This window comes from Paenibacillus caseinilyticus (assembly GCF_027533645.1).
In the GTDB taxonomy this organism is placed as follows: Bacteria; Bacillota; Bacilli; order Paenibacillales; family NBRC-103111; genus Paenibacillus_G; species Paenibacillus_G caseinilyticus.
In genome coordinates this window covers 385,206-406,953 of sequence record NZ_JAQAGY010000004.1, presented here as the reverse complement: position 1 = coordinate 406,953, position 21,748 = coordinate 385,206, and the positions used below count along the sequence as shown (strand labels likewise).

The window sequence follows — 21,748 nt, the reverse complement described above, 5'->3', positions numbered from 1 at the left end:
GGATGAGAGATCAAAGGAAGAATGAAGATCAATGGTCTGCAGAGGAGACGGGCAGGACGGAATTCCCGGTATCCCTGCTCACTCCCTATTGGAGGGAGATGGAGCTTCCATTAGAGCTTTCATTGGAGTTTCCATCAGAGCTTCCATTAGAACTTCCACTGGATTACCCAAGGAACGAATATGACCGGCACCTCGTGATACCGTGCGGGTGGGAAGGGGCAGATGAAGAGCTTCTGAGCCGGATGCATGGGGCGGAGATCGTGCGGCTGCAGGATACGGACTCTTCGATGGAGGCCGATCTGCGCTTCGAGCACTGCGCAGCGCAGCTGCACGAAGTTGTCAGCGGCCTGCTGAAGAAGATGCCGAAGAGGAGCGTGCTGCTCCAGCTCGTCCTCTCCGGCGAGGAGCAGCAGGGGCTCCTCTCGGGCCTGTACGCTTTCCTGAGGACGGCTCATGCGGAACAGCCCCGTCTGATTCCACAGCTGATTGAAGTCGGAGCGGATGCGCGGGCTGAGGAGCTCGCCCGTCTTCTTCAAGCTAACAGCCGATTCGCGGCGCAGGGCAGGTTCCGCTATCAGGACGGGAAGCGCTGGGCCGCAGGATGGAAGGAAGAAGAGGCCCTGCCGGTCCATGCGCCGCACCCTTGGAAGGAGCAAGGCGTGTACTTGATTACCGGAGGAGCCGGCGGCCTCGGCATGGCCGTCGCCCGGGAGATCGTACGGCAGGCCGAGCGGCCGACCGTAATCCTGGCCGGCCGGTCGCAGCTGAGCGAAGAACGGGAGAGGGAACTGGAGCTCCTATCAGGAACCGGAGCCGTGGTGGAATACAAGCGTGCCGACGTCTCCCGCCGTACGGAGGCGGAAGCGCTGGTGCAGTCCATCCTGGCAGACTTCGGCGGTCTCCACGGCATTCTTCACAGTGCCGGAACGGTCAGCGACGGCTTCATCCTCACCAAAAAGAGGGAGGACCTCCGCCGGGTGCTTGCGCCCAAGGTGTCGGGGCTGGTCAACCTGGACCGGGCCAGCAGGGGGGCCCAGCTCCAATTCTTCGTGCTGTTCTCCTCGCTTGCAGGAGCGCTCGGCAATCCCGGGCAGGCCGATTATGCGGCAGCCAATGCTTTCATGGATACCTATGCCGCTTATCGCAATGAACGGGTATCTTCTGGCCTGTGCCAAGGGGTCACGCTATCCATCAATTGGCCGCTGTGGAAGGAAGGCGGGATGCAGGCGGATGAACAGCGGATGAGGCAGCACTGGGAGATGACGGCCATGGAGACGGGGCATGGCCTCCAGGCCTTATACCAGAGCCTCGCTCTCGGAAGGGACCAGGTGCTGGTCATTCCGAAGGGCGCGGACCCGATCAGGGAAGAGCTGCTCTCCTTCGGAGGAGGGCCGCAGGCCGCAGGATCCCCTGCAGCCGCCAGCACGCAAGCGGCATCCGCTTCGCTGAAGGAGACAACGGGGCACTGCCTCAAGGTCCTCTTCGGAGAGGCCACGGCCCTTGAGCCTTCCAAGATTAATCTGCGCGAGCCGCTCGAGAGCTACGGTATCGACTCCCTTCTGATCAATCAGCTGAACCAGAAGCTGGAAGCGGTCTTCGGCGGCTTGTCCAAAACCTTGTTCTACGAATACCAAACCTTGGGTGAGCTCGCCGAATACTTAAGCTCGGAGCATCCGCAGAACTGCCTGCGGTGGGCGGGACAGGCGGGGCAGACCGAGACTCCGCAAGATGAAGCGGCAGCACCAGCGGATTCCGGCGGCGAAGAGGATGATTTCCCTGTCCTCGTTTCTTGGAGAAAGGACAGAAGCAGGACCTCGCCTGTGGCTGCCGAGGCCGATCCACAGCCGGAGGAAGCCTGGGAGCCGGTCGCCGTCATCGGGCTGAGCGGAGCCTACCCGCAGGCACGGAACCTCCGCCAGTATTGGGAGAATCTGAAGGAGGGAAAGGACTGCATAACCGAGATCCCGGCGGAGCGCTGGTCCATGGACGGCTTCTATCATCCCGATCCCGAGGAGGCGGCGGAGCGGGGCATGAGCTGCTCCCGGTGGGGAGGCTTCCTGGAGGGATATGCCGAGTTCGATCCCTTGTTCTTCAATATCTCCCCGCGGGAAGCGATGAACATGGATCCCCAGGAACGCCTGTTCCTCCAATCGTGCTGGGAAGCACTGGAGGATGCGGGCTACACCCGCAGGCTCCTGGCCGAGAAGCACAACCGCCGGGTCGGCGTGTTCGCCGGCATCACGAAGACCGGGTATGCGTTGTATGGCCCCGGCTTGTGGGGGAAGGGAGACGCTTCGCACCCGTATACTTCCTTCAGCTCTGCCGCGAACCGCGTGTCGTACTTTCTTAATCTGAACGGTCCGAGCATGCCGGTCGATACGATGTGTTCCTCCTCGCTGACGGCGATTCATGAAGCCTGCGAGCACCTGCACCGGGGAGAATGCGAGATGGCGCTGGCGGGCGGAGTGAATCTGTATCTGCATCCATCGAATTATTCGCTCCTGTCCGGCCAGAAGATGCTCTCGAAGGATGGGAAATGCAGGAGCTTCGGCGCGGGTGCGAGTGGGTTTGTACCGGGCGAAGGCGTCGGTACGGCCGTGCTGAAGCCCTTGTCTCGCGCCCTGGCGGATGGGGATCCGATACACGCGGTCATCCGGAGCACGAGTGTGAATCACGGGGGCAAAACGAACGGCTACACCGTGCCGAATCCCGTGGCCCAAGCGGAGCTGATCCGGGCAGCATTGGATAAAGCAGGCATAGACGCCAGGGATGTCAGCTATATGGAAGCCCACGGCACCGGGACGGAACTCGGGGATCCCATTGAAATTACGGGGCTCACCCGGGCCTTCGCACACGATACGCGGGACACCGGATTTTGTGCCATCGGTTCGGCCAAATCCAATATCGGGCATCTGGAAGCCGCTGCCGGGATGGCGGGTCTGACGAAGATCATTCTCCAGATGAAGCATCAGACCCTGGTGCCGAGCCTGCATGCGGAGGAAGCGAACCCCAATATCAACTTTGGAAAGACGCCTTTTGTGCTGCAGCGCAGGCTCGAAGCATGGCAGCAGCCCGAGGTTACTTTACAAGGCAAACGCAGGGTAGTGCCGAGAACGGCTGGCGTCTCCTCTTTTGGGGCGGGCGGTTCGAATGCACACGTGCTGTTGGAAGAATACATACCGCAGGCGGCTGCCCGGAGTACCTGGAAGTTCGCATACTCCCCGGAGCATCCGGCGGTCATCCCGCTGTCGGCCAAGAACGAGGAGCGGCTGAGGGCAAAAGCGGAAGAGCTGCTGGCATGGCTCCGGGAGGAGCAGCATCCGGACAGCTCCCTGGCCGATGTCGCCTATACGCTTCAGGTGGGGCGGGAAGCGATGGAAGCGCGTGTGGCTGTACTCGCCGGTTCCTTCGAGGAACTTCGCGAGAAGCTCGGGCAGTATCTGAACGGCCAGGAGAAGATCAGCGGAGTGTACCGCGGAGGAAGGAAGAGCAGCAGGGAAGCCTCCGTTTCGGCTGAACAAGAGCCTCATGGCATGAGCATGATGCCTAGCAGCATAGAACGGGACCCCGATGCGATAGCCGAAGGGTGGGCGCGAGGAGGAGACTGGGATTGGGACCTCCTGTATGGTGAGGCCAAGCCCCGCCGGATCCGTCTCCCTGTGTATCCTTTTGCCAGAGAGCGTTACTTCATCGGTGAGAAGGCCCGTCAGGGAGAGACGACGCAGAAGGGGGCCGAAGAGGGTATGGCGGCGGAAAGTGCCGAATGGAGCCCGGAGCAACCACAGACTGCGGAGTTGGAGGCGGCCGCTGCTGCTGGCGTCCATGCCGCTTTTTCCGGCAGGGGATGGACCAAGGAATTGCGCGGACTCAGCCTGAAGATGTGCCTGGAGCGGGACCTCAAAGAACGGATCGGGCAGCTGCTCTGCATCCCGCCGGAGCAGCTGGATCCGGAAGAGAATTTGGCCGACTTCGGCTTTGACTCGATCAGCCTGTCCCGGTTGGCCGCTGTCCTCACCAAGCATTACGGCATCGAGATCTCGCCGGCCTTGTTCTTCGGCCATTCGACGATCGACAAGATCATCGAGTATTTTCTCAGGGAGCATGAGAGTGCCCTCCAGCTGTTCTACCGCGAACCGGACTCTGCCCTGGCGGTCGTCACTTCTCCTGTCCGGAAGGCAGCCGGCAAGCAGACGGTTCGCACCGCTGATGCACGGGCGGATCAGGACCATCCCGAGCCGATTGCCATTATCGGGATGAGCGGACGGTTCCCGGGAGCGAGAACGGTGGAGGAAATGTGGGCCTTCCTTGCCCAAGGGAAGAGCGCGGTCGAAGAGATTCCCTCCGACCGGTTCCGCTGGGAGGAGTATTATGCGCGGGACAAAGCCCCGGGCAAAACCGACAGCAAGTGGTGCGGCAGCATCCCGGGTGCAGGTGAGTTCGATCCGCTGTTCTTTGAGATCTCGCCGAAGGAAGCGGAGGAGATGGACCCGCGACAGCGGCTGCTTCTCCAAGAGGCGTGGAGGGCACTCGAGCATGCGGGTTACGTCGCTTCCAGGCTGAAGGCCTCCACCATCGGCATGTTCGTCGGCGCCGAGCAGGGCGATTACCAGCGACTGACTGGAGGGGTAGGCAGCATTACGTCCAACCACAACGCCATTCTGGCGGCCAGGCTGTCTTACTTCCTCAATCTCACGGGTCCGGTCCTGGCTCTGGATACGGCTTGCTCCTCGGGCCTTGCTGCCGCACATCAGGCATGCCTGAGTCTGCGCAGCGGCGAATGCGATACAGCCTTGGCCGCAGGGGTGAACCTTCTCCTGACGCCGGAGCCCTATATCGGCATGACCCAAGCCGGCATGCTGTCGAAGGACGGCCAGTGCTATGCTTTTGACAAGCGGGCCAATGGACTCGTCCCGGGGGAGGCGGTGGCGGTCGTCGTGCTCAAGCGGTTATCGCAGGCTGAAGCGGACGGGGATCCGATTCTCGCGGTGATCCGGGGCAGCGGCATCAATTATGACGGCAGAACCAACGGCATTACCGCTCCGAACGGATCGGCCCAAGCCGCGCTGCTGAAGTCCGTGTACGACCGGTCCGGCGTAGACCCGGGTGAGATCGAATATGTAGTAACCCATGGAACAGGGACCAAGCTGGGGGATCCGGTGGAGATGAACGCGCTTCATCAGGCGTTCAAGGAATATACTCCGCAGCGGGGATACTGCGCCGTCACATCCAACAAGACCAATTTTGGCCATACCTTCGCGGCATCCGGTGTGGTCAGCCTGATGAACCTCGTACAGTCCTTCCGTTACGAGACGATTCCGGCGAGCCTTCATGTGGAGGAGGAAAATGATTTTATCCCGTGGCAGGATACGCCGTTCTATGTCAACAAGATGAGCAGGCCGTGGCCGGAGCGGGCGGAGGGTCCGCGCACCGGAGCCGTCAGTGCCTTCGGCATGAGCGGGACCAACGTACATATGGTGCTGCAAAGCTATACGGCGCAGCGAACGGAACAGCCTGCAGCAGTGCCCCCGTTCTTCCTGCTGGTGCTCTCGGCGAAGACGCCGGAAGCGCTTGAAGACAAGGTGCAGGACATGATCAGCGTATGCCGCAGCAAGGAGCTATCCCGGAGAGAGCTGCTCGATATCGCGTATACCCTGCTCGAAGGAAGGCAGCATTTCGGTTGCCGTACCGCGGTCGTTGTGAGAGATGCGGAAGACGCCGTGTCGGCCTGGAGCCGCAGCGGCGGCAGGGACCGGCTGGCGAACCGGTTCGACGGGAAGGTGCCGCGGGACTTCGCCGGCCAGCCTCTCCTTCAGCAGTATCTCGGCGACCTTCTTGCCGGGGCAGGGGAACTTGAGGGACAAGCAAGCTCGTACCGGGAAGCCCTATGCGCCTTGGCGGACCTCTACTGCCAGGGATATGAGCTGGACGGCGGGAAGCTATACGGAGGTGCGGAGCCACGCATCGCCGAGCTGCCGGCGTATCCTTTTGCCAGGGATACGTATTGGATCTCAGGAGAGAGCCCTGCGGCCCAAGACAGGAAATCCGCCAGGAAGGCCGTCCTGCAAATGCAGGATCGCTCGCTGCTCGTGAAGAAGTCCGAAGGGGCGGTTCGGACTGCGGACGCAGCCGGCGCAGCCCAGGAAGCCTACGAGCTGATGACCTTCCGGGAGACATGGGAGGAACAGGCCTTGCCGGCGGCTTCTTCCCTTACCGCGAGAACGATCGTATGCTTCGTGTCCCAGAGGGAACAGCAAGAGGCGGTCCGCGAATCAGTGGTCCGGGCAGCCGGAGCGGAGGCGGAGATCATTTGCATCTCGCGGGATTCGGACGATGCCAAGCTCACCTCCCGCGAGTACCGTCTTAACGCGGCCAACGCAGACTCTTATGTACGTACGCTCCGCAGCATCGGGGCGGACTACCCGAGCATCGATGCGGTCCTCTATCTCTGGCCGCTGGAGGAGGCGGAGCTGGCGACGGATTATCATCCGGTCGTCTCCTTGCTCAAGGCGCTGTCTATTTCCAAAATCCGGCCTGCAAGGCTGCTGCTGGCCGGGAGCTATGAGAACTCTCTCCAGCGCTGCTACCTCGAATCGTGGATCGGCATCGCGCGCTCGCTGGGCCTCGTTCTGCCGCAGATGGAGGTAACGGCGGCCGCTGTAGACGGACAGGGACGGAATCGCAGGGAAGTGCTGGCGGAAGCGCTGCCTGGTCTGTGCGCGGAGCTGGGCGTACCGCATGTTCCCGGCGTGCTGTATCAGGGCGGCAGGCGGCAGGTATGCCGGATCACCCCGACCCTGCTGGAGCTGGGCGCCAGCGTCTGGAAGCCGGACGGCACCTATCTCCTGACCGGCGGATGCGGGGGACTGGGCTTGCTGGCTGCGGAATATATCGCCGGCAAGCAGCACGTGAACCTGATCCTGACGGGCAGGTCGCCATTGACGGAAGAACGGCGCGCCCGGCTGGCTGCGTTGGAGCGCTCGGGCAGCCCGGTCCACTATGTGCAGGCGGATATCAGCGATGAATCCGCCATGAAGGAAGGGCTGCGTGCGGCCAAAGAACGTTTCGGGCCGATCCATGGGGTACTTCATGCGGCGGGAGTCACCAGCGGGGTTACCATCCTCGAGAAAACGATCGAAGAGGTGGAGCAGGTCCTCTCGCCCAAGATCGAAGGAACCCTTGTCCTCGATGCGCTGCTTCAAGGCGAACCGCTCGACTTTGTATGCTACTTCTCATCCTCCGCAGCGGTTCTGGGGGATTTTGGGTCCTGCGACTATGCAGCCGCCAACCGGTTCCAAACCGCGTATGCCCGCTACCGCAGGGAAGAGGGCCTTCCCGGTAAGACCGTCGTGATGAACTGGCCGCTGTGGAAGGACGGGGGGATGGGCTTTGCGGACGAGAGCTCGACCCAGATGTACCTGAAATCCAGCGGCCAGCGTCTGCTGGAAGCGGCAGAGGGCATGGACATGCTGGACCGCGCTCTGTCGCAAGCGGACCTGCAGCATCTGGTGCTGGCGGGCCAGCGCACACGGGTCTACCGGTTCTTGGGACTTACAGAGGAGTCAGCGGCCGCTTCGGTGCCGGCATCCGGGCCGATTCAGGCAGGCAGAGGCTGGCGTGAGGAATACAGAGGCATGAGCCTCGAAGAGTGTCTGGAAAGAGACTTGAAGGAGCTCGTCAGCGTTCAGCTGAAGATCCCGCGGGACAAGCTCGATGTGCACGAAAACCTCGCGGAGTTCGGGTACGATTCCATCCTGCTGGCGGCTTTTGCCGATAAGCTCACACAGCATTACGGTACAGACATCACGCCTGCCGTCTTCTTCGGGCACTCGACCCTCCACAGCTTGGCAGGCTACTTCGCTTCCGAACGGCTGGAGACGGTCAAGGCATTCTACCGGGAAGGTTCCGACGCAACAGGTGGGCATCTTGAAGCGGAGGAAGCTTCGATTAAATTTTCCAAGAAAGCTATGAATGAAGTCTCGAATGAAGCTTCGAGTGAGGCTTCGAGTGAAGCCGCGAACGAAGATTTGAAGGAATCCTATCCCGACAAGGAACGGCCAATGTTCCGCCGGGTGAAGCGACGGAGCCAAGAGGCTGCCCGTCCGCAGGAAGAGCCGATCGCCATTATCGGCATGAGCGGCCGGTTCCCGGGTGCCCGTGACACCGGCGAGATGTGGAAGATTCTGGCCGAAGGGATCCATGCGGTACAGGAAGTTCCGGCCGAACGGTTCGATTGGCAGCAGCATGCACGGGCAGCAGGGACAGAGTCGGAGCCGGTTCACTGCCGGTGGTGCGGCACCCTTCCCGGGGCAGCGGAGTTCGATCCGCTGTTCTTCGATATTCCGCCCAAGGAAGCGGAGAGCATGGATCCCCGGCAGCGGCTCCTGCTTCAGGAGTCGTGGAAGGCGCTGGAGGATGCAGGGTACGGAGCCGAGCAGATCAAGGAGGGCCGGATCGGCATGTTCGTGGGTGTCGAAGACGGCGATTACCAGCTGCTCGCAAGGGAGCAGGGCAGCATCACCTCGACCCATACGGCCGTATTGGCCGCCCGGCTGTCGTATGTTCTGAACCTGACCGGACCTAACATGGCGATCAACACCGCCTGCTCGTCCGGACTGGTTGCCGCGCATCAGGCCTGCATGAGCCTTAGGAGCGGGGAATGCGATACGGCGCTTGCCGCAGGCGTCAACCTGCTGCTGACCCCTCAGGCTTACGAGGGGATCAGCCGGGCCGGCATCGTGTCGCCGGATGGCAAGTGCTATGCCTTCGAAGAGCGCGCCAATGGGACGGTCCCCGGGGAAGCGGTGGCGGTGGTTGTGCTCAAGCGCCTGTCGCAGGCCGAAGCGGACGGGGATCCGATCTATGCGGTCATCCGCGGCAGCGGCATCAACTATGACGGCAAGACGAACGGCATCACGGCTCCGAGCGGGGTAGCGCAGGCCCGTCTGTACCGGGAGGTCTACGACCGGCACGGGATCGATCCGGAAGAGATCGAATACATCGTCACCCACGGGACCGGCACGAAGCTGGGGGATCCCGTCGAGATCAACGCCTTGAATCAGGCTTTCAAAACGTATACGGCTAAGCAAGGCTTCTGCGCCCTTACGTCCGCGAAGACGAACTTCGGGCATACGTTCGCCGCATCGGGGCTCGTCAGCCTCATGAACCTGGTGCTCTCCCTGCGCAGCGGCTATATCCCGGCCAGCCTTCACTGCGAGCAGGAAAACCCGTTCATCGATTGGCAGGGCAGCCCGTTCTATGTCAACAAAGAAGGGAAGGCCTGGGAACCCGGAAGCCGAAAGGTACGGACAGGGGCGGTCAGCGCCTTCGGGATGAGCGGGACTAATGCGCATATGGTGCTTGGCAGCTATGAGGGCGCAGCAGCAGCCGGAGCGGCGCAGCAGCGTCCTCCGTATTATCTGCTGGCCTTATCGGCGAAGACGGCGGAGGCCTTGGAGGAAAAAATCCGGGACTTGACTGCTGATCTTCAGCATACGCAGCCAGCTGCCCAGCTGCTCGAGATGAGCTATACGCTGCTGCAGGGCAGGCAGCACTTGGCCCACCGCTGCGCTGTGGTGATCCAGGACCGGCAGGATGCCCTGCTCGTCTACGGGATGGCTCTTGCGGGCGAGCGGCTGCCGAATCTCTTCAGGGGCCGGGTGCCGCGGGAATTCGCCGGCCAGAAGGCGATCCGCCAGTATATGGACGAGCTCATGCTCCGCAGCCGTACCCAGCACACCGACGAAGCAGCCTACCGGGAGACGCTGCTGGCTCTCGGAGATCTCTACTGCCAAGGCTACGCGCCGGATTGGAGCCTTCTCTTCGGCGACAAGAAGCCGAACAAGCTCAGGCTTCCGACGTATCCTTTTGCCAGGGAATTGTACTGGGTGAAGCCATCCGAGGGCGGGGTGAAGTTAGCGGTGGAGCCGCAGGCTGTACGGATGGAGGAGAACTTAAGCGTCGAAGCCATGCCTGCTCCAAAGCCATGGAACGGCGCAGCCGAGTCTTTATCCCAGCCAGCAGCGAGCATGGAGGTTGCTGCAAGCGCATCTGCAGCAGGTGTGCCCGCAGCAAGTATACCTGCAGTGAACGAGCCAGCAGCGAGCATGGCTGCATCCACCGTTCCTGGAGCAACCGCATCTGAAGCAAGTGTGCCCGCAGTGAGTGTGCCTGCAGCTAGCATACCTGCAGTGAACGAGCCAGCAGCGAGCATGGCCGCATCCACTGTTGCTGAAGCAATTGCACCTGCAGCAAGCATGTCTGCAGCATTCATACCAGCAGCAGAGCCACTCACGGAAGCATCCGCTGCGGACCTGCCGTCTTCTGTAGTGAGCGCAGGCCCACTGCTCACGGCCTCGGCCGCTGCCGAGCGCCTCAAGGAGCTGCTGCAGGAGGTCACAGGCATTCCGCACGACCGTATGGAGAATGAGGCATCCTTCGAGGAACTGGGACTCGATTCGCTGATGATTACCCAGCTGAATAAAGAGATCCAGAAGTGGATCGGCAAGCTCGACAGCACCTTGTTCTACACATATAACAGCATTCAAGCGCTGGGCGCGTACATAGCCCAAACTTATAAGGCGCCTGCAGTCGTTTCGACCGGATACACGGCAATCTCTACTCGGCCTGCGTCTGACGTACAGGGGACTGTCCGGCAACCGGACTCCAGCAATCCGCCCGCTCCGGGAGCGGCGGCGTTCGCGCCGCCATCGCCAGCGAGCCCGCAAGCCGCCATCACGGAGGCGACCCATCCACCCGCTGCCATCCAGCCGGATGCCTCGGAATATACGGCGATGGCGTCTCAACCTCCTGCGCGGTCCCAAGCTGCCGTGCCGGAGACGGTCCGCCTATCGGCTGCTGTCCAGCCTCGCGCTTCAAGGCCGGCGGGCACTGAGTCGCAGCCGGTTGCGAGGCTTGAAGCCGCACTGGAGGAGATGCAGGAGGCCCTGTACAAAACATTCTCGGTCCAGCCGCCTGCTCCGAGCCCAGCGGCCAGTCCGCCGCAGCCTCCCGCACTGCCTGCCGGCAGTCCGGCGGATATCGCCATTGTCGGCGTCGCCGGCCGCTATCCTAAGGCGGAGACGCTGGAGCAGTTCTGGACCAATCTGTACGAGGGCAGAGACTGCATCGAAGAGATTCCCGCCGACCGGTGGCCGCTCGAGGGCTTTTTCGAAGAGGACCGCAAGAAGGCCGTCGAGCGCGGGCTCAGCTACAGCAAGTGGGGCGGCTTCCTGGAGCGGATCCGTCAGTTTGACCCGCTGTTCTTCAACATCTCGCCGAAGGAAGCCATGTATATGGATCCGCAGGAGCGGCTCTTCCTTGAAGTGGCTTGGTCCTGCCTGGAGAATGCGGGCTACACCCGGGACGCGCTCAAGAGGGACGGCTACGGGAACGGGATCGGGGTATTCGTCGGGGCCACGTTCAATAATTACCAGCTGCATATGGCGGATGCCGCGGGCCAGTCCGGACAAGAGGCCTACCTGGCGACGAGCCAGATGTTCTCCATCGCCAACCGCGTCTCGTATCTCATGAACTTCACGGGACCGAGCCTGACGGTCGACACGGCCTGCTCCTCGTCCCTCTATGCGATCCATTTGGCCTGCGAAAGCATCCGCAGCGGGCACTCTCGAATGGCCATCGCGGGGGGAGTCAATCTGACGCTTCATCCGAGCAAGTACATTACGTTGTGCCAGGGCCAATTCAGTGCATCGGACGGCCGCTGCCGCGCCTTCGGGGAAGGGGGAACCGGCTACGTGCCTTCCGAAGGTGTCGGCGCGGTATTCCTGAAGCCGCTCCATGAGGCGGTGAGCGACAACGATTGGATCTACGGGGTCATCAAGGGGACGGCGGTCAGCCATGCCGGCCGGACGAACGGCTATACCGTGCCGAGTCCGGTCTCCCAATCCCAGGCGATCGAACAGGCGCTGGCGCAGAGCGGGATTCACCCCCGGAGCATCAGCTGCATCGAGGCGCACGGCACGGGAACGGCGCTCGGGGATCCCATCGAGATCCGGGGACTGACGGATGTGTTCGGCAAGTACACCGGGGACACGGGGTACTGCTCCATCTCCTCGGTCAAATCGAACATCGGGCACGCCGAGGCGGCTGCCGGCATCGCGCAGCTGACGAAGGTGCTGCTGCAGATGCGCCACGAAACGCTGGTGAAGAACGTTATGCACGGACACGGGTTGAACCCGAACATCGACTTCGCGTCCACCCCTTTCACCGTGCAGGCGGAAACCGCTTATTGGCAGCGCCCGGTGATCGGCGGGCAGGAAGTGCCCCGGCGCGCCGGGATTTCGTCCTTCGGGGCGGGAGGAGCCAATGCCCACATCGTCATCGAGGAGTACCCGCCCGCAGGTTCCCGCATCACGAAACAAGGCGAGCGGCAGGGCCCTGCTCTGGTGGTGCTGTCCGCCCGCAGCGAAGAGCGGCTCCGTGAACAAGCGGGGCGTCTGCTGTACGCGATCCGGGAGCAGCGACTCAGCGATGCGGACCTGCCTGACATCGCCTATACCCTTCAGGTCGGACGGGAGGCGATGGAGGAGCGCATGGCTCTGCTCGTGGCTTCCATCGAAGAACTGGAAGAGAAGCTGCGGGAGTTTGCAGATGGCCGGCCATCCGTCAAAGGGATGTTCCGTGGACAGGTCAAGCGCAATAAAGAAACGATCGCTCTCTTCGAAGCGGATGAGGATATGCAGGAGCTCATCGGCAGATGGATCTTGCGCGGCAATTACGTGAAGCTGCTGGAGCTTTGGACGAAAGGACTTCACATCGACTGGCTGCGGCTCTATTCCGGTGGGCGGCCCGGGCGCATCCCGCTGCCTGCGTATCCATTCGCAGGGGAAGCTTACTGGGTGCCAGGGCCTGAACCGCGGCCTCAGGCGACAGCGGATGACCGCACAGGCGCAGCGCCTGTCACGGCCCCTGCATCGGCGCTTCATCCTCTGCTGCAGCGCAACACCTCCGACCTGACGGGCCTGCGCTTCAGCTCAGTGTTCACCGGCCGGGAGTTCTTCCTGGCCGACCATGTGGTGAAGGGGCAGCCGGTGCTTCCCGGCGTGGCCTATCTGGAGATGGCGCGGGCGGCGGCGGAGCATGGCGCCGGGCTCCGGCTGGAAGACCGGACACGCCTGAGGCTTCGCAATGTCGTGTGGGCTCGCCCGATCGTTGTCGGAGCGAAGCCGGTGGAGGTTCATGTCGAGCTCTTCTCCGGAGACGGCAGCGAGCTGGATTATGAGGTCTGCAGCGGCCAAGCGGCTGCAGGAGAAGCGGCGGTCTTGCACAGCCAGGGCAGTGCATTGCAGGAAAGTTACGAAGTGCGCCCGTCATGGGATCTGTCTGCCTTACTGGCGGAGTTCGGCGAAGACTTGGTGACTCCCGCCCGGATCTATGACACCTATGACTCCATGGGGATCAGCTACGGTCCGGCACATCAAGGGATCCAGCGCGTGTATACGCAGGGCGGCAGGGTGCTCGCGAAGCTCAGCCTGCCTGAGGCCGCAGCGGCAGCCGGGAAGGAGTTCATCCTTCACCCGAGCCTGATGGATTCCGCCCTGCAGGCCACCATTGCCTTGATGATGCGTCCCGGCGGCGGGGAATCCGCCCCAATGAAGCCGGGCCTGCCTTTTGCGCTGCAGGAGATGGAAATCTACGGAGGCAGTCCGGACGAGTTATGGGCGCTCATCCGGTACAGCGAAGGCAGCAGGCCGGGGGACCGGGTGCAGAAACTGGATATCGACCTGTTCGATGATGCCGGCCAGGTCTATGTCCGAATGAAGAGCTTCTCTACCCGGACGCTGGAGAGTCCGGCGCAGCCTTCACCGGATGCGGGAGCGATAGGAACCCTCATGCTGGAGCCTGTCTGGAACGAGCATTCCGGCGTAGAAGGGGCTGCCCAGGAGTTCGAGAAGCATCTGGTGGTTCTATGCGAGACGGGTGCCGACGCCGTGAGCCTCCTTCACAGCCGGATTAGCGGAGTACACTGCCTGGTGCTGAGGTCCGGGCCGGAATCCACCGGAGAACGGTTTGCAGCCCACTGCACCCGGGTCTTCGAGGAAGTGAAGGCGCTGCTGGCCGAGAAGCCGAAGGGTAAGGTTCTGGTTCAGATCGTCGTCCCGCTGCAGGACGGGGAGCCCTTCGCCGGGTTGTCCGGCCTGCTCATGGCGGCACAGAGCGAGAACGGCAAACTGGTCGGCCAGGTCATCGAGACGGAGGAGTCCGGCGCGGTCCTTGCAGACCGGCTGATCGAGTCCAGCCAAAGCCCAAGGGACAAGCGGATCCGCTACCAACAAGGCAAGCGTTGGAGCGGCGGCTGGGCCGAACTGAAAGAGGATACGGCGCAGGCCCGCATCCCTTGGAAGGATGGCGGCGTCTACCTCCTGACCGGCGGTGCGGGCGGACTCGGATTGCTCCTTGCACAGGAGATCACGGATCGGGTCCAAGCTCCCATCCTGATCCTTACCGGACGCTCCCCGCTCGGGGAAGAGCGGCGGGGGGATCTGGAGGAGCTGCAGTCCCGCGGGGCCAGAGCCGAGTACAGGCAGGTGGATGTGACGGACGCTGAGCAGGTGACCGGGCTGCTGGGCAGCATTGTTGCCGCATATGGCAAGCTCGACGGGATCGTTCATGGAGCGGGCGTCATTCGGGACAACCTGCTTCAGAAAAAAACAGCCGCGGAACTCCGCGAGGTCCTTGCGCCCAAAGTGCAGGGACTTGCCCTTCTGGATGAAGCGAGCAGGGACATCCCGCTGGACTTTATGATTGCCTTCTCCTCCGTGGCCGGAGCGACGGGCAATCCGGGGCAGACCGACTATTCGGCAGCCAACGCCTTCTTGGATGCTTACGCCGCTTATCGCAATAGACTGACGTCCGCCAAGCGGCGGCACGGCCGCATGCTCTCCGTGAACTGGCCGCTCTGGAAGGACGGCGGCATGCAGGTCGACGGCGAGGTGGAGAAAATCATGCTGCAGAGCCTCGGGACTGTCCCCATGCCGGCAGCGACAGGTATGGAGGCGCTGTACCGGAGCTGGGCTTCGGGCCGGGATCAGGTCATGGTTCAGGTCGGCCAGTTGTCTCGGATCCGCTCGAGGCTGCTGCCTGGCTCGTCCACCGCGCCTGTCCGTTCCAAGGCGGCGCCCGAAGCGAAGCAGGACATGGCTGGGCGGCTCGAGAACGTACAAGCCGTCTTGATGGCGGCGGTGTCCAAGCTGCTCATGGTGAAGCCGGAGGATATCGACGTGCATTCGGATCTGAACGAATACGGGTTCGATTCGATCTCCCTTACGCAGTTTGCCAACAGGCTTAATGATGAATTGGGGCTGGAGCTCACGCCTACCGTGTTCTTCGAATATACAACCCTGCATGAGGTTGCGGAGTATTTGATCGCCGAGTATCCCGATCAGTTGGGCGATGTGAAGCAGGACGCAGCCGTTCCGATAGAGGTGAAAGTGGCCGCAGTCCCGCCCTTGCAGTTCATGGATGAACCGGTACAAGTGCCTGCCACCGGGACCCGGAAGCCCCGGCTTCGTCCGGGGATGATGGGTACGCTTCCGGCAGTTCCCACACTTGAGGTACGTGAAGACCAGCCGGAGACTAACGCTTCTCCCGGCTCCTCTTCAAGCTCATCTCTCGGCTTATCCCCCGGTTCCCTGTCGGAACCGATAGCCATCGTAGGCATGAGCGGCCGCTTTCCCAAGGCCAAGGACTTGAACGAATTCTGGCTCAACATGATGCAGGATCAGAACTGCATCGTGGAAATTCCGGAAGAACGGTGGGACTGGAGGGAAGAGCTTGGCGATTCTGCCCATCCCGAGAAGAGCGGGCTTCGGTGGGGGGGCTTCATCGACGGCGTCGAAACCTTCGACCCGCTCTTCTTCGGCATTTCCCCTCGGGAAGCCGAGGCGATGGACCCTCAGCAGCGGCTGCTGCTGATGCAGGTGTGGAAGGCGGTCGAGGATGCGGGGATGGCGCCGAGGACCTTGTCGCAGCGTCCGACCGGCGTGTTCGTCGCAGCGGGACCCGGCGATTATATGAGCCTGGTGTCGATCTCCAAGGACAATCCGCAGGCCATGACCGGCGTGGTGCCTTCCCTTATTCCGAACCGGATCTCTTACGCTTTGGATCTCAAGGGACCGAGCGAATACTGCGAGACGGCTTGCTCCTCCACGCTGGTGGCGCTGCACCGGGCGGTTCGTTCCATTCATCAGGGGGAATGCGAGCAGGCGATTGTCGGAGCGGTCAACCTGCTCATTTCACCTGTCGGCTTCACCGGATTTGATGCCATGGGGTATCTGAGTCCGGACGGGCAGGCGAAGTCGTTCCAGCCGGAAGCCAACGGCTTCGTGCGGAGCGAAGGGGTGGGCGCTCTGCTGATCAAGCCCTTGTCCCAGGCGCAGAAGGACGGCAATCCGATCTACGCGCTCATTCGGGGAACCGGTGTTGCCCATGGTGGGGCAGGGATGTCCCTGACTTCGCCGCATGCCGCGGGAATGAAAGCAGCCATGGCGCAGGCGTTCAACGGATCCGGGATTCATCCGCGGACCGTATCGTATATCGAAGCGCATGGGATTGCCTCCCCTATGGCCGACGGTATTGAAGTCCAATCCCTGAGGTCCGGCTATCTGGAACTGGCTGCAGCCAGCTCAATCCCAGACCCGCAGGAAGCGCACGCCTGCTATATCGGCTCCGTGAAGCCCGTCATGGGCCACGCCGAAGTGGCGTCCGGACTGGCCTCGCTGATCAAAGCGGTCCAGGCGATCCGGCATCAGGTGATTCCAGGCGTGAGAGGCTTCACGGCGCCGAACCCGCATATCTCGCTGGAGGGCAGCCTGCTGCGTATGACGGATAAGCACCAACCTTGGGAGCCCTTAAGGGACGAGGATGGCAGAGCGCTTCCGCTTCGTGCAGCCATCAACAGCTACGGGATCGGCGGGGTGAACGCGCATGTGCTCATCGAGGAGTACGCCGCGCCGGAGCAAGCTGCCATTCACCCGTCTGGCTCACCCGAGGGACAGATCGTGGTTCTGTCAGCCAAAAACGCACAGCGCCTGGAAGAATCCGCCCGGCAGCTGCTGGCCTATGTGCAGCAGACCGAGGATGTCCGGCTGCCCGATCTGGCTTACACGCTTCAAGTAGGCAGGGAGGCTATGGAGGCCAGGCTGGCTCTGGTGGTACGGAGCCGGGAGGAACTGGTGCACGGCTTGACCGTGTATCTGCAGAATCCCGGCAGGAATACAGCCGACGAAACGACCACGGGGCTCTTTACCGGGGCAGTGCGAGTCACCGGGCCTGCTGCGAGGCAGCCGTTGTCCGGCACAGCCCATGAAACCGGCTTGCAAGCGCTGTTTGACGAGGCGAAGCTGGATGTTCTGGCCCGGAAGTGGACGGAAGGAGCCGTCATTCCATGGGAGCTCCTGCATCAGGGGAGACAACCAAGAAGGCTGTCGCTGCCGACATATCCTTTCGAGCAAAGAAGGTGCTGGCCGCTGCCCGACACGATCGGACGGGGCCGTGCCAAGAAGGACGCCGTATCCGCTCGCGGCAATGACCGGTCGGAATCGGATGCCGATCTGGCGCAGCGAGTTACGGGGATCATCGCCCGTCTGCTTGGGATGCATCCTTCCGAGCTGCATCCCGGCACGCCGCTCGATGAGTACGGGCTGGATTCGATCCTGCTCATGCAGCTGCTGCGGGAGCTGCAAAGAGAGGTTCACCCGTCCTTCGATCTCATGAAGCTTCAGGAATGCCGGACGCTGGAAGAGGTCCAAGCGGCGGTCCAGCCTTATGCGGAAGAACTACAGCCTTCGTCCAAAGAGTGTAATCGTGCCGCCCATCAACCTGTGGATGCGGCAGCATTCCCGGAGCTCATCCTCCTGAACAAAGGCGTGGAGGGATCTCCCGTATTCTGGTTCCACGGCGGCTTGGGCGGCGTCGAGATGTACCAGGCTCTCGCCCAGACGAGCCGGCGTCCGTTCTACGGCATCCAGGCGAGAGGCTGGATGACCGGACGTTCTCCGCTCCAAGGCATCGGTGCGATGGCCGCTTATTATGTGCACATCCTCCTGCAAGTGCAGCCCGAGGGTCCGTATGACCTGGGAGGCTACTCTCTCGGAGGCGTGATTGCGTATGAAGTCGTACGCCAGCTCCAGGAACTGGGGAAAACAGTAAATACAGTAGTCATGCTGGATTCGCCGTACGGTCCGGCATTCCAACAAGGGGCCGTCTCCCGAACGTCGGCGGTGCTGCAGGCCGTCAATCTGGCGCTGGCATCGAAGCATTTCCAGGAGCCGGACCAATTCGCCCAAACCCTCATTCACCGGGACGAAGTCAGCTTCGGCACGGACGAGGAAGATCTGCTGCAGCAGCTCATCAGGCTGGGCAGCGGGCGGGGGCTGACCAAGACGGAAGCGCAGCTGAAGTCTATGATTGAAGCCAACGTCAAGATCCAGCACGCTTACCAGTTCGACCGTTATACCGCTATGCCGCTGCCGGATCCAGGGTCGGTGACCTGCTACTATTTCCGCAACAAAGGCGGGCGTATCTTCGGCGAGCTCGAGCCCTTCTTCTCCACGACGGAGGACTCGTCGGTCCTGGACCGGGCCGCCTATTGGGAGGAGTGGGAGCGACAGTTCCCCCGGCTGCATATCATCGATGTGGATGCTTCCAATCACATGGTGCTGCTGTCGGAGGCCAAGTCGTATGAGCGGATCTTTGAATTCAGCGAGAGACTGTATTCCGGCAGGGGGATCACGGGGGACTTCCTCCAAGATTTCAAGGACAAAATGAAGCAGGTTCATGGAACCCGGTAACATAAGCGTGCAAAAGGGCCGTATTCCTTTCATTTCGAAAGGAATACGGCCCTTTTTGTGTTTCAGTACGTATAACTCGCTGTAGATCGTTTTAGTTTACCGTTACGTTCACAATCTGGCTCGTCGACGTGCCGAACGAGTTGATCAGCTCTACTTTGTACGCATAGGTTCCTTTGGCTTTGCCGGTGAACGCCTTCGTTCCCTTCTGGGCGCCGGGGCTGTTGTCCACCAAATTCTCCGTATGCACTAACGTATTGTTCTCATACAGCTTCCAGCTGCTTCCGTTATTGCCCCACCAAACATCAAAGGAGATCGTATAGCTGCCGTCGTTATCCCAGTTATCGTGGGTGACGGATGGGACCGCCGGTTTACCGGTGGCTTTCACCACACCGCCCACGTTCGTAGTGACGCTTAACGGAGCGCTTGCCGCAGACAGGTTGCCCGATGCATCCTTCGCCTTCACGGTGAAGCTGTACGCGGTGTTCGCCGCAAGACCGGTGACCGCATAAGCGTTCGTGGCCGATGAGCCGGCCAGCACGCCGTCCTTGAAGATATCATAGCCGGTAACGCCGACATTGTCCGTAGAAGCCGTCCATGTCAGGTTTACGGACGTATCGGTTTTAGCTGCGGCAGCAAGCCCTGCCGGAACGCTGGGAGCGGCAGCATCGGGAACCAGCTCATCTGTCGTGATCTGCACCTGGCTCGCCGGGGATTTGTTGCCGGCCGCATCCTTCGCGACCACCTTGAAGGTATAAGCCGTTTTGGGCGTCAGGCCGGTGACAGTATACGTTTTGGAAGAGGTCGTGGTAACGAGCGTGCTGCCGTTGTATACCTCGTAACCTGTGACGCCGTAGTTGTCCGTAGAACCGTTCCAGCTCAACGTAACCGTATTGGCGGTTTTGGCCGCTGTCAGATTGCCCGGAGCGGTAGGGGGTGTCGTGTCCGCCGGAACAGTGCCGCCCTGTAGATCGGAGGCTACCTTGTCCAGAAGCTTCGGACCGGAGCAGGCATATTTGGAGCTGGTGCGGCAGTCATTGGACAGCTCCCAGAACATCGCGCCTGCGAGGCCCTGCTGCTTGATATAGCCAGTTTTGAGGCCGATCGATTCCACATCGTCATAGCCAATGAAGATGCCGGTCGTCGGGTTATAGACGTACGGCACTTTGGCGTAATCGTTCCAATACCGGGTATAGCCGTTTTTGTTCACATAATTGGCTGCGAGATCGCCATAGTCAAAAATCCCGGAGTTCCCGGAAGCCCAGTCATCCCATGTTCCGGTAGGCACCTTGTTGCCGTCCCAGCCGCCTTTGCAGGTCTGGTACAAGCCGTCGCCGGCCGTTCCCGGATCGCAGCCTTTCCATCCGCGGCCGTAGAAGCCGAGGCCCAGCACCAGCTTGCTGCCCGGTACGCCTTTGCTGCGGTAAATTTGGACGGCACCGTCGACATAGAATTTCTTCGCATCGTAAGGATCGCGCGGATCGGAATAGAGCGGAGCATTGAAGCCGGTTTCCGATTCCCAAGCCCCGTGGAAGTCATAGGTCATGATGTTGATAAAGTCCACGATTTGGGCGATTTTGTCGAGCTCGGTGTTATCGGCATACTTCTGGCTTGCGCCGGAAGCGATGGTGAGCTCGTAATACTTGCCGTCCTGCTGTCCTGCGGCATCGAGCTCGGCTCGGATATCCTGCAGCAGCAGCGTGTAGTTCTGCTTGTCGGCAGGACGGTAACTGTTGCCGGCAATGCCGCCCTCAACCGGATATTCCCAGTCGATATCCACCCCGTCGAAGCCATAGGTACGAAGGAACGTAACGGCCGACTTCGCGAAGGTTTGGCGCAGAGCCGGACTTGCGGCCACATCGGAGAAGCGGTTCGACCACGTCCAGCCGCCAACCGAGATCAGCGTTCTAAGATGAGGATTCTGCGCCTTGAGCTGGCGGAACCGCTCGAAGTTGCCGCAGCCGCCTTCTTGGCATTCCGTATACGTCTTGCCGGGCACCGTCTGGTTGACGTCCGCCCATGGCTCGCCAAGAACAATCGTGCCGTCCGGCACGCTGCCGCGCTGCAGCGGAACGGCAGGATCGGTGCAGGACCAGGTGTTCTTGTTAGGCGAATCCGGGGCGGGGTTGCCGTGACGGCCGCCGAAGCATACATCGGCGAAGGCGTAGTTGATATGCGTCAGCTTGGAAGCATCGATATCCGTGACTTGGAAGTTGCGGCCATAGATTCCCCAGGAAGTAAAATACCCGACGACTTTGTAACCGTCTGCCGCGGCCTGGGCTGCGGAAGGCTTGGATCGTGGCGCAGCTGCGTCCGCGGCGCCGAGATAAGAGAAGGAAGAGGAGAGCAGGGAGAGGGAGAGCGCGGCCACGCGCGCCCGGTTGGCCCACTGGCGGCCGAATGGGTTATTCATCCTTATTGTAGCTCCTTTCGATTTTGGACTGCATGAGGAAAGCGGGCTGCCTTTCTTTGTGGCAGCGTTTACAAAACGAACGTGTCACTTCCTTTCGCTCCGGGAGGTCGAAGTCGGCTGCAATTCGGATGCGTTGCAGCGATACGAAGATGAATGAATATATTATATAATTCAACTATTCGTACTATATTATATAATAATACTATCCGTAATTATAAATATAGGAAAATATACCAATTATCATAGTATATTTGTCCTATTCTTGAAATGGGGCTGGCTTAATGTGAATTCCTTCTTATGAGAGGAGATCCACGAGAACCTGAGGGGGCAGATTAGGAGGCTGGTGGGAGGGCGTAGAGCGGCATGTGCGGAGTACCTCGGAACGTAGAAAAGCAGTCGGGCATAACAGCGGACGTCAGCAGTGGAAGCGGCGCACCGATCCGATCCGTGTGGAAGAACTATTCGATTGCGGATAGATACGGATGGGGAGGTGCAATAATCGTGCAGAAGATGCCGGATACGTATGCAACGT

Annotated in this window: 2 protein-coding genes; one reads left to right on the top strand and one right to left on the bottom strand. The window is 61.2% G+C overall.

All coding sequences use genetic code 11. From position 1 onward, the window contains the following. The first annotated feature begins 2 nt into the window (after positions 1-2). Complete coding sequence (locus O9H32_RS09040; protein ID WP_269865665.1) at positions 3-18,806, top strand: SDR family NAD(P)-dependent oxidoreductase; 18,804 nt, start codon at positions 3-5, stop codon at positions 18,804-18,806. A gap of 91 nt (positions 18,807-18,897) precedes the next feature. On the opposite strand, the gene O9H32_RS09035 is transcribed toward O9H32_RS09040, so the two are convergent. Beyond that, positions 18,898-21,216, bottom strand: a complete 2,319-nt coding sequence (locus O9H32_RS09035; RefSeq protein ID WP_269865664.1) for a glycosyl hydrolase family 18 protein — start codon at positions 21,214-21,216, stop codon at positions 18,898-18,900. Positions 21,217-21,748: the final 532 nt, after the last annotated feature.

What these genes read in the sequence shown, in the direction of transcription:
- O9H32_RS09040 (WP_269865665.1), top strand. Translation starts at nt 3, where the DNA reads ATGAGAGATCAAAGGAAGAATGAAGATCAATGGTCTGCAGAGGAGACG.
- O9H32_RS09035 (WP_269865664.1), bottom strand. Translation starts at nt 21,216, where the DNA reads ATGAATAACCCATTCGGCCGCCAGTGGGCCAACCGGGCGCGCGTGGCC.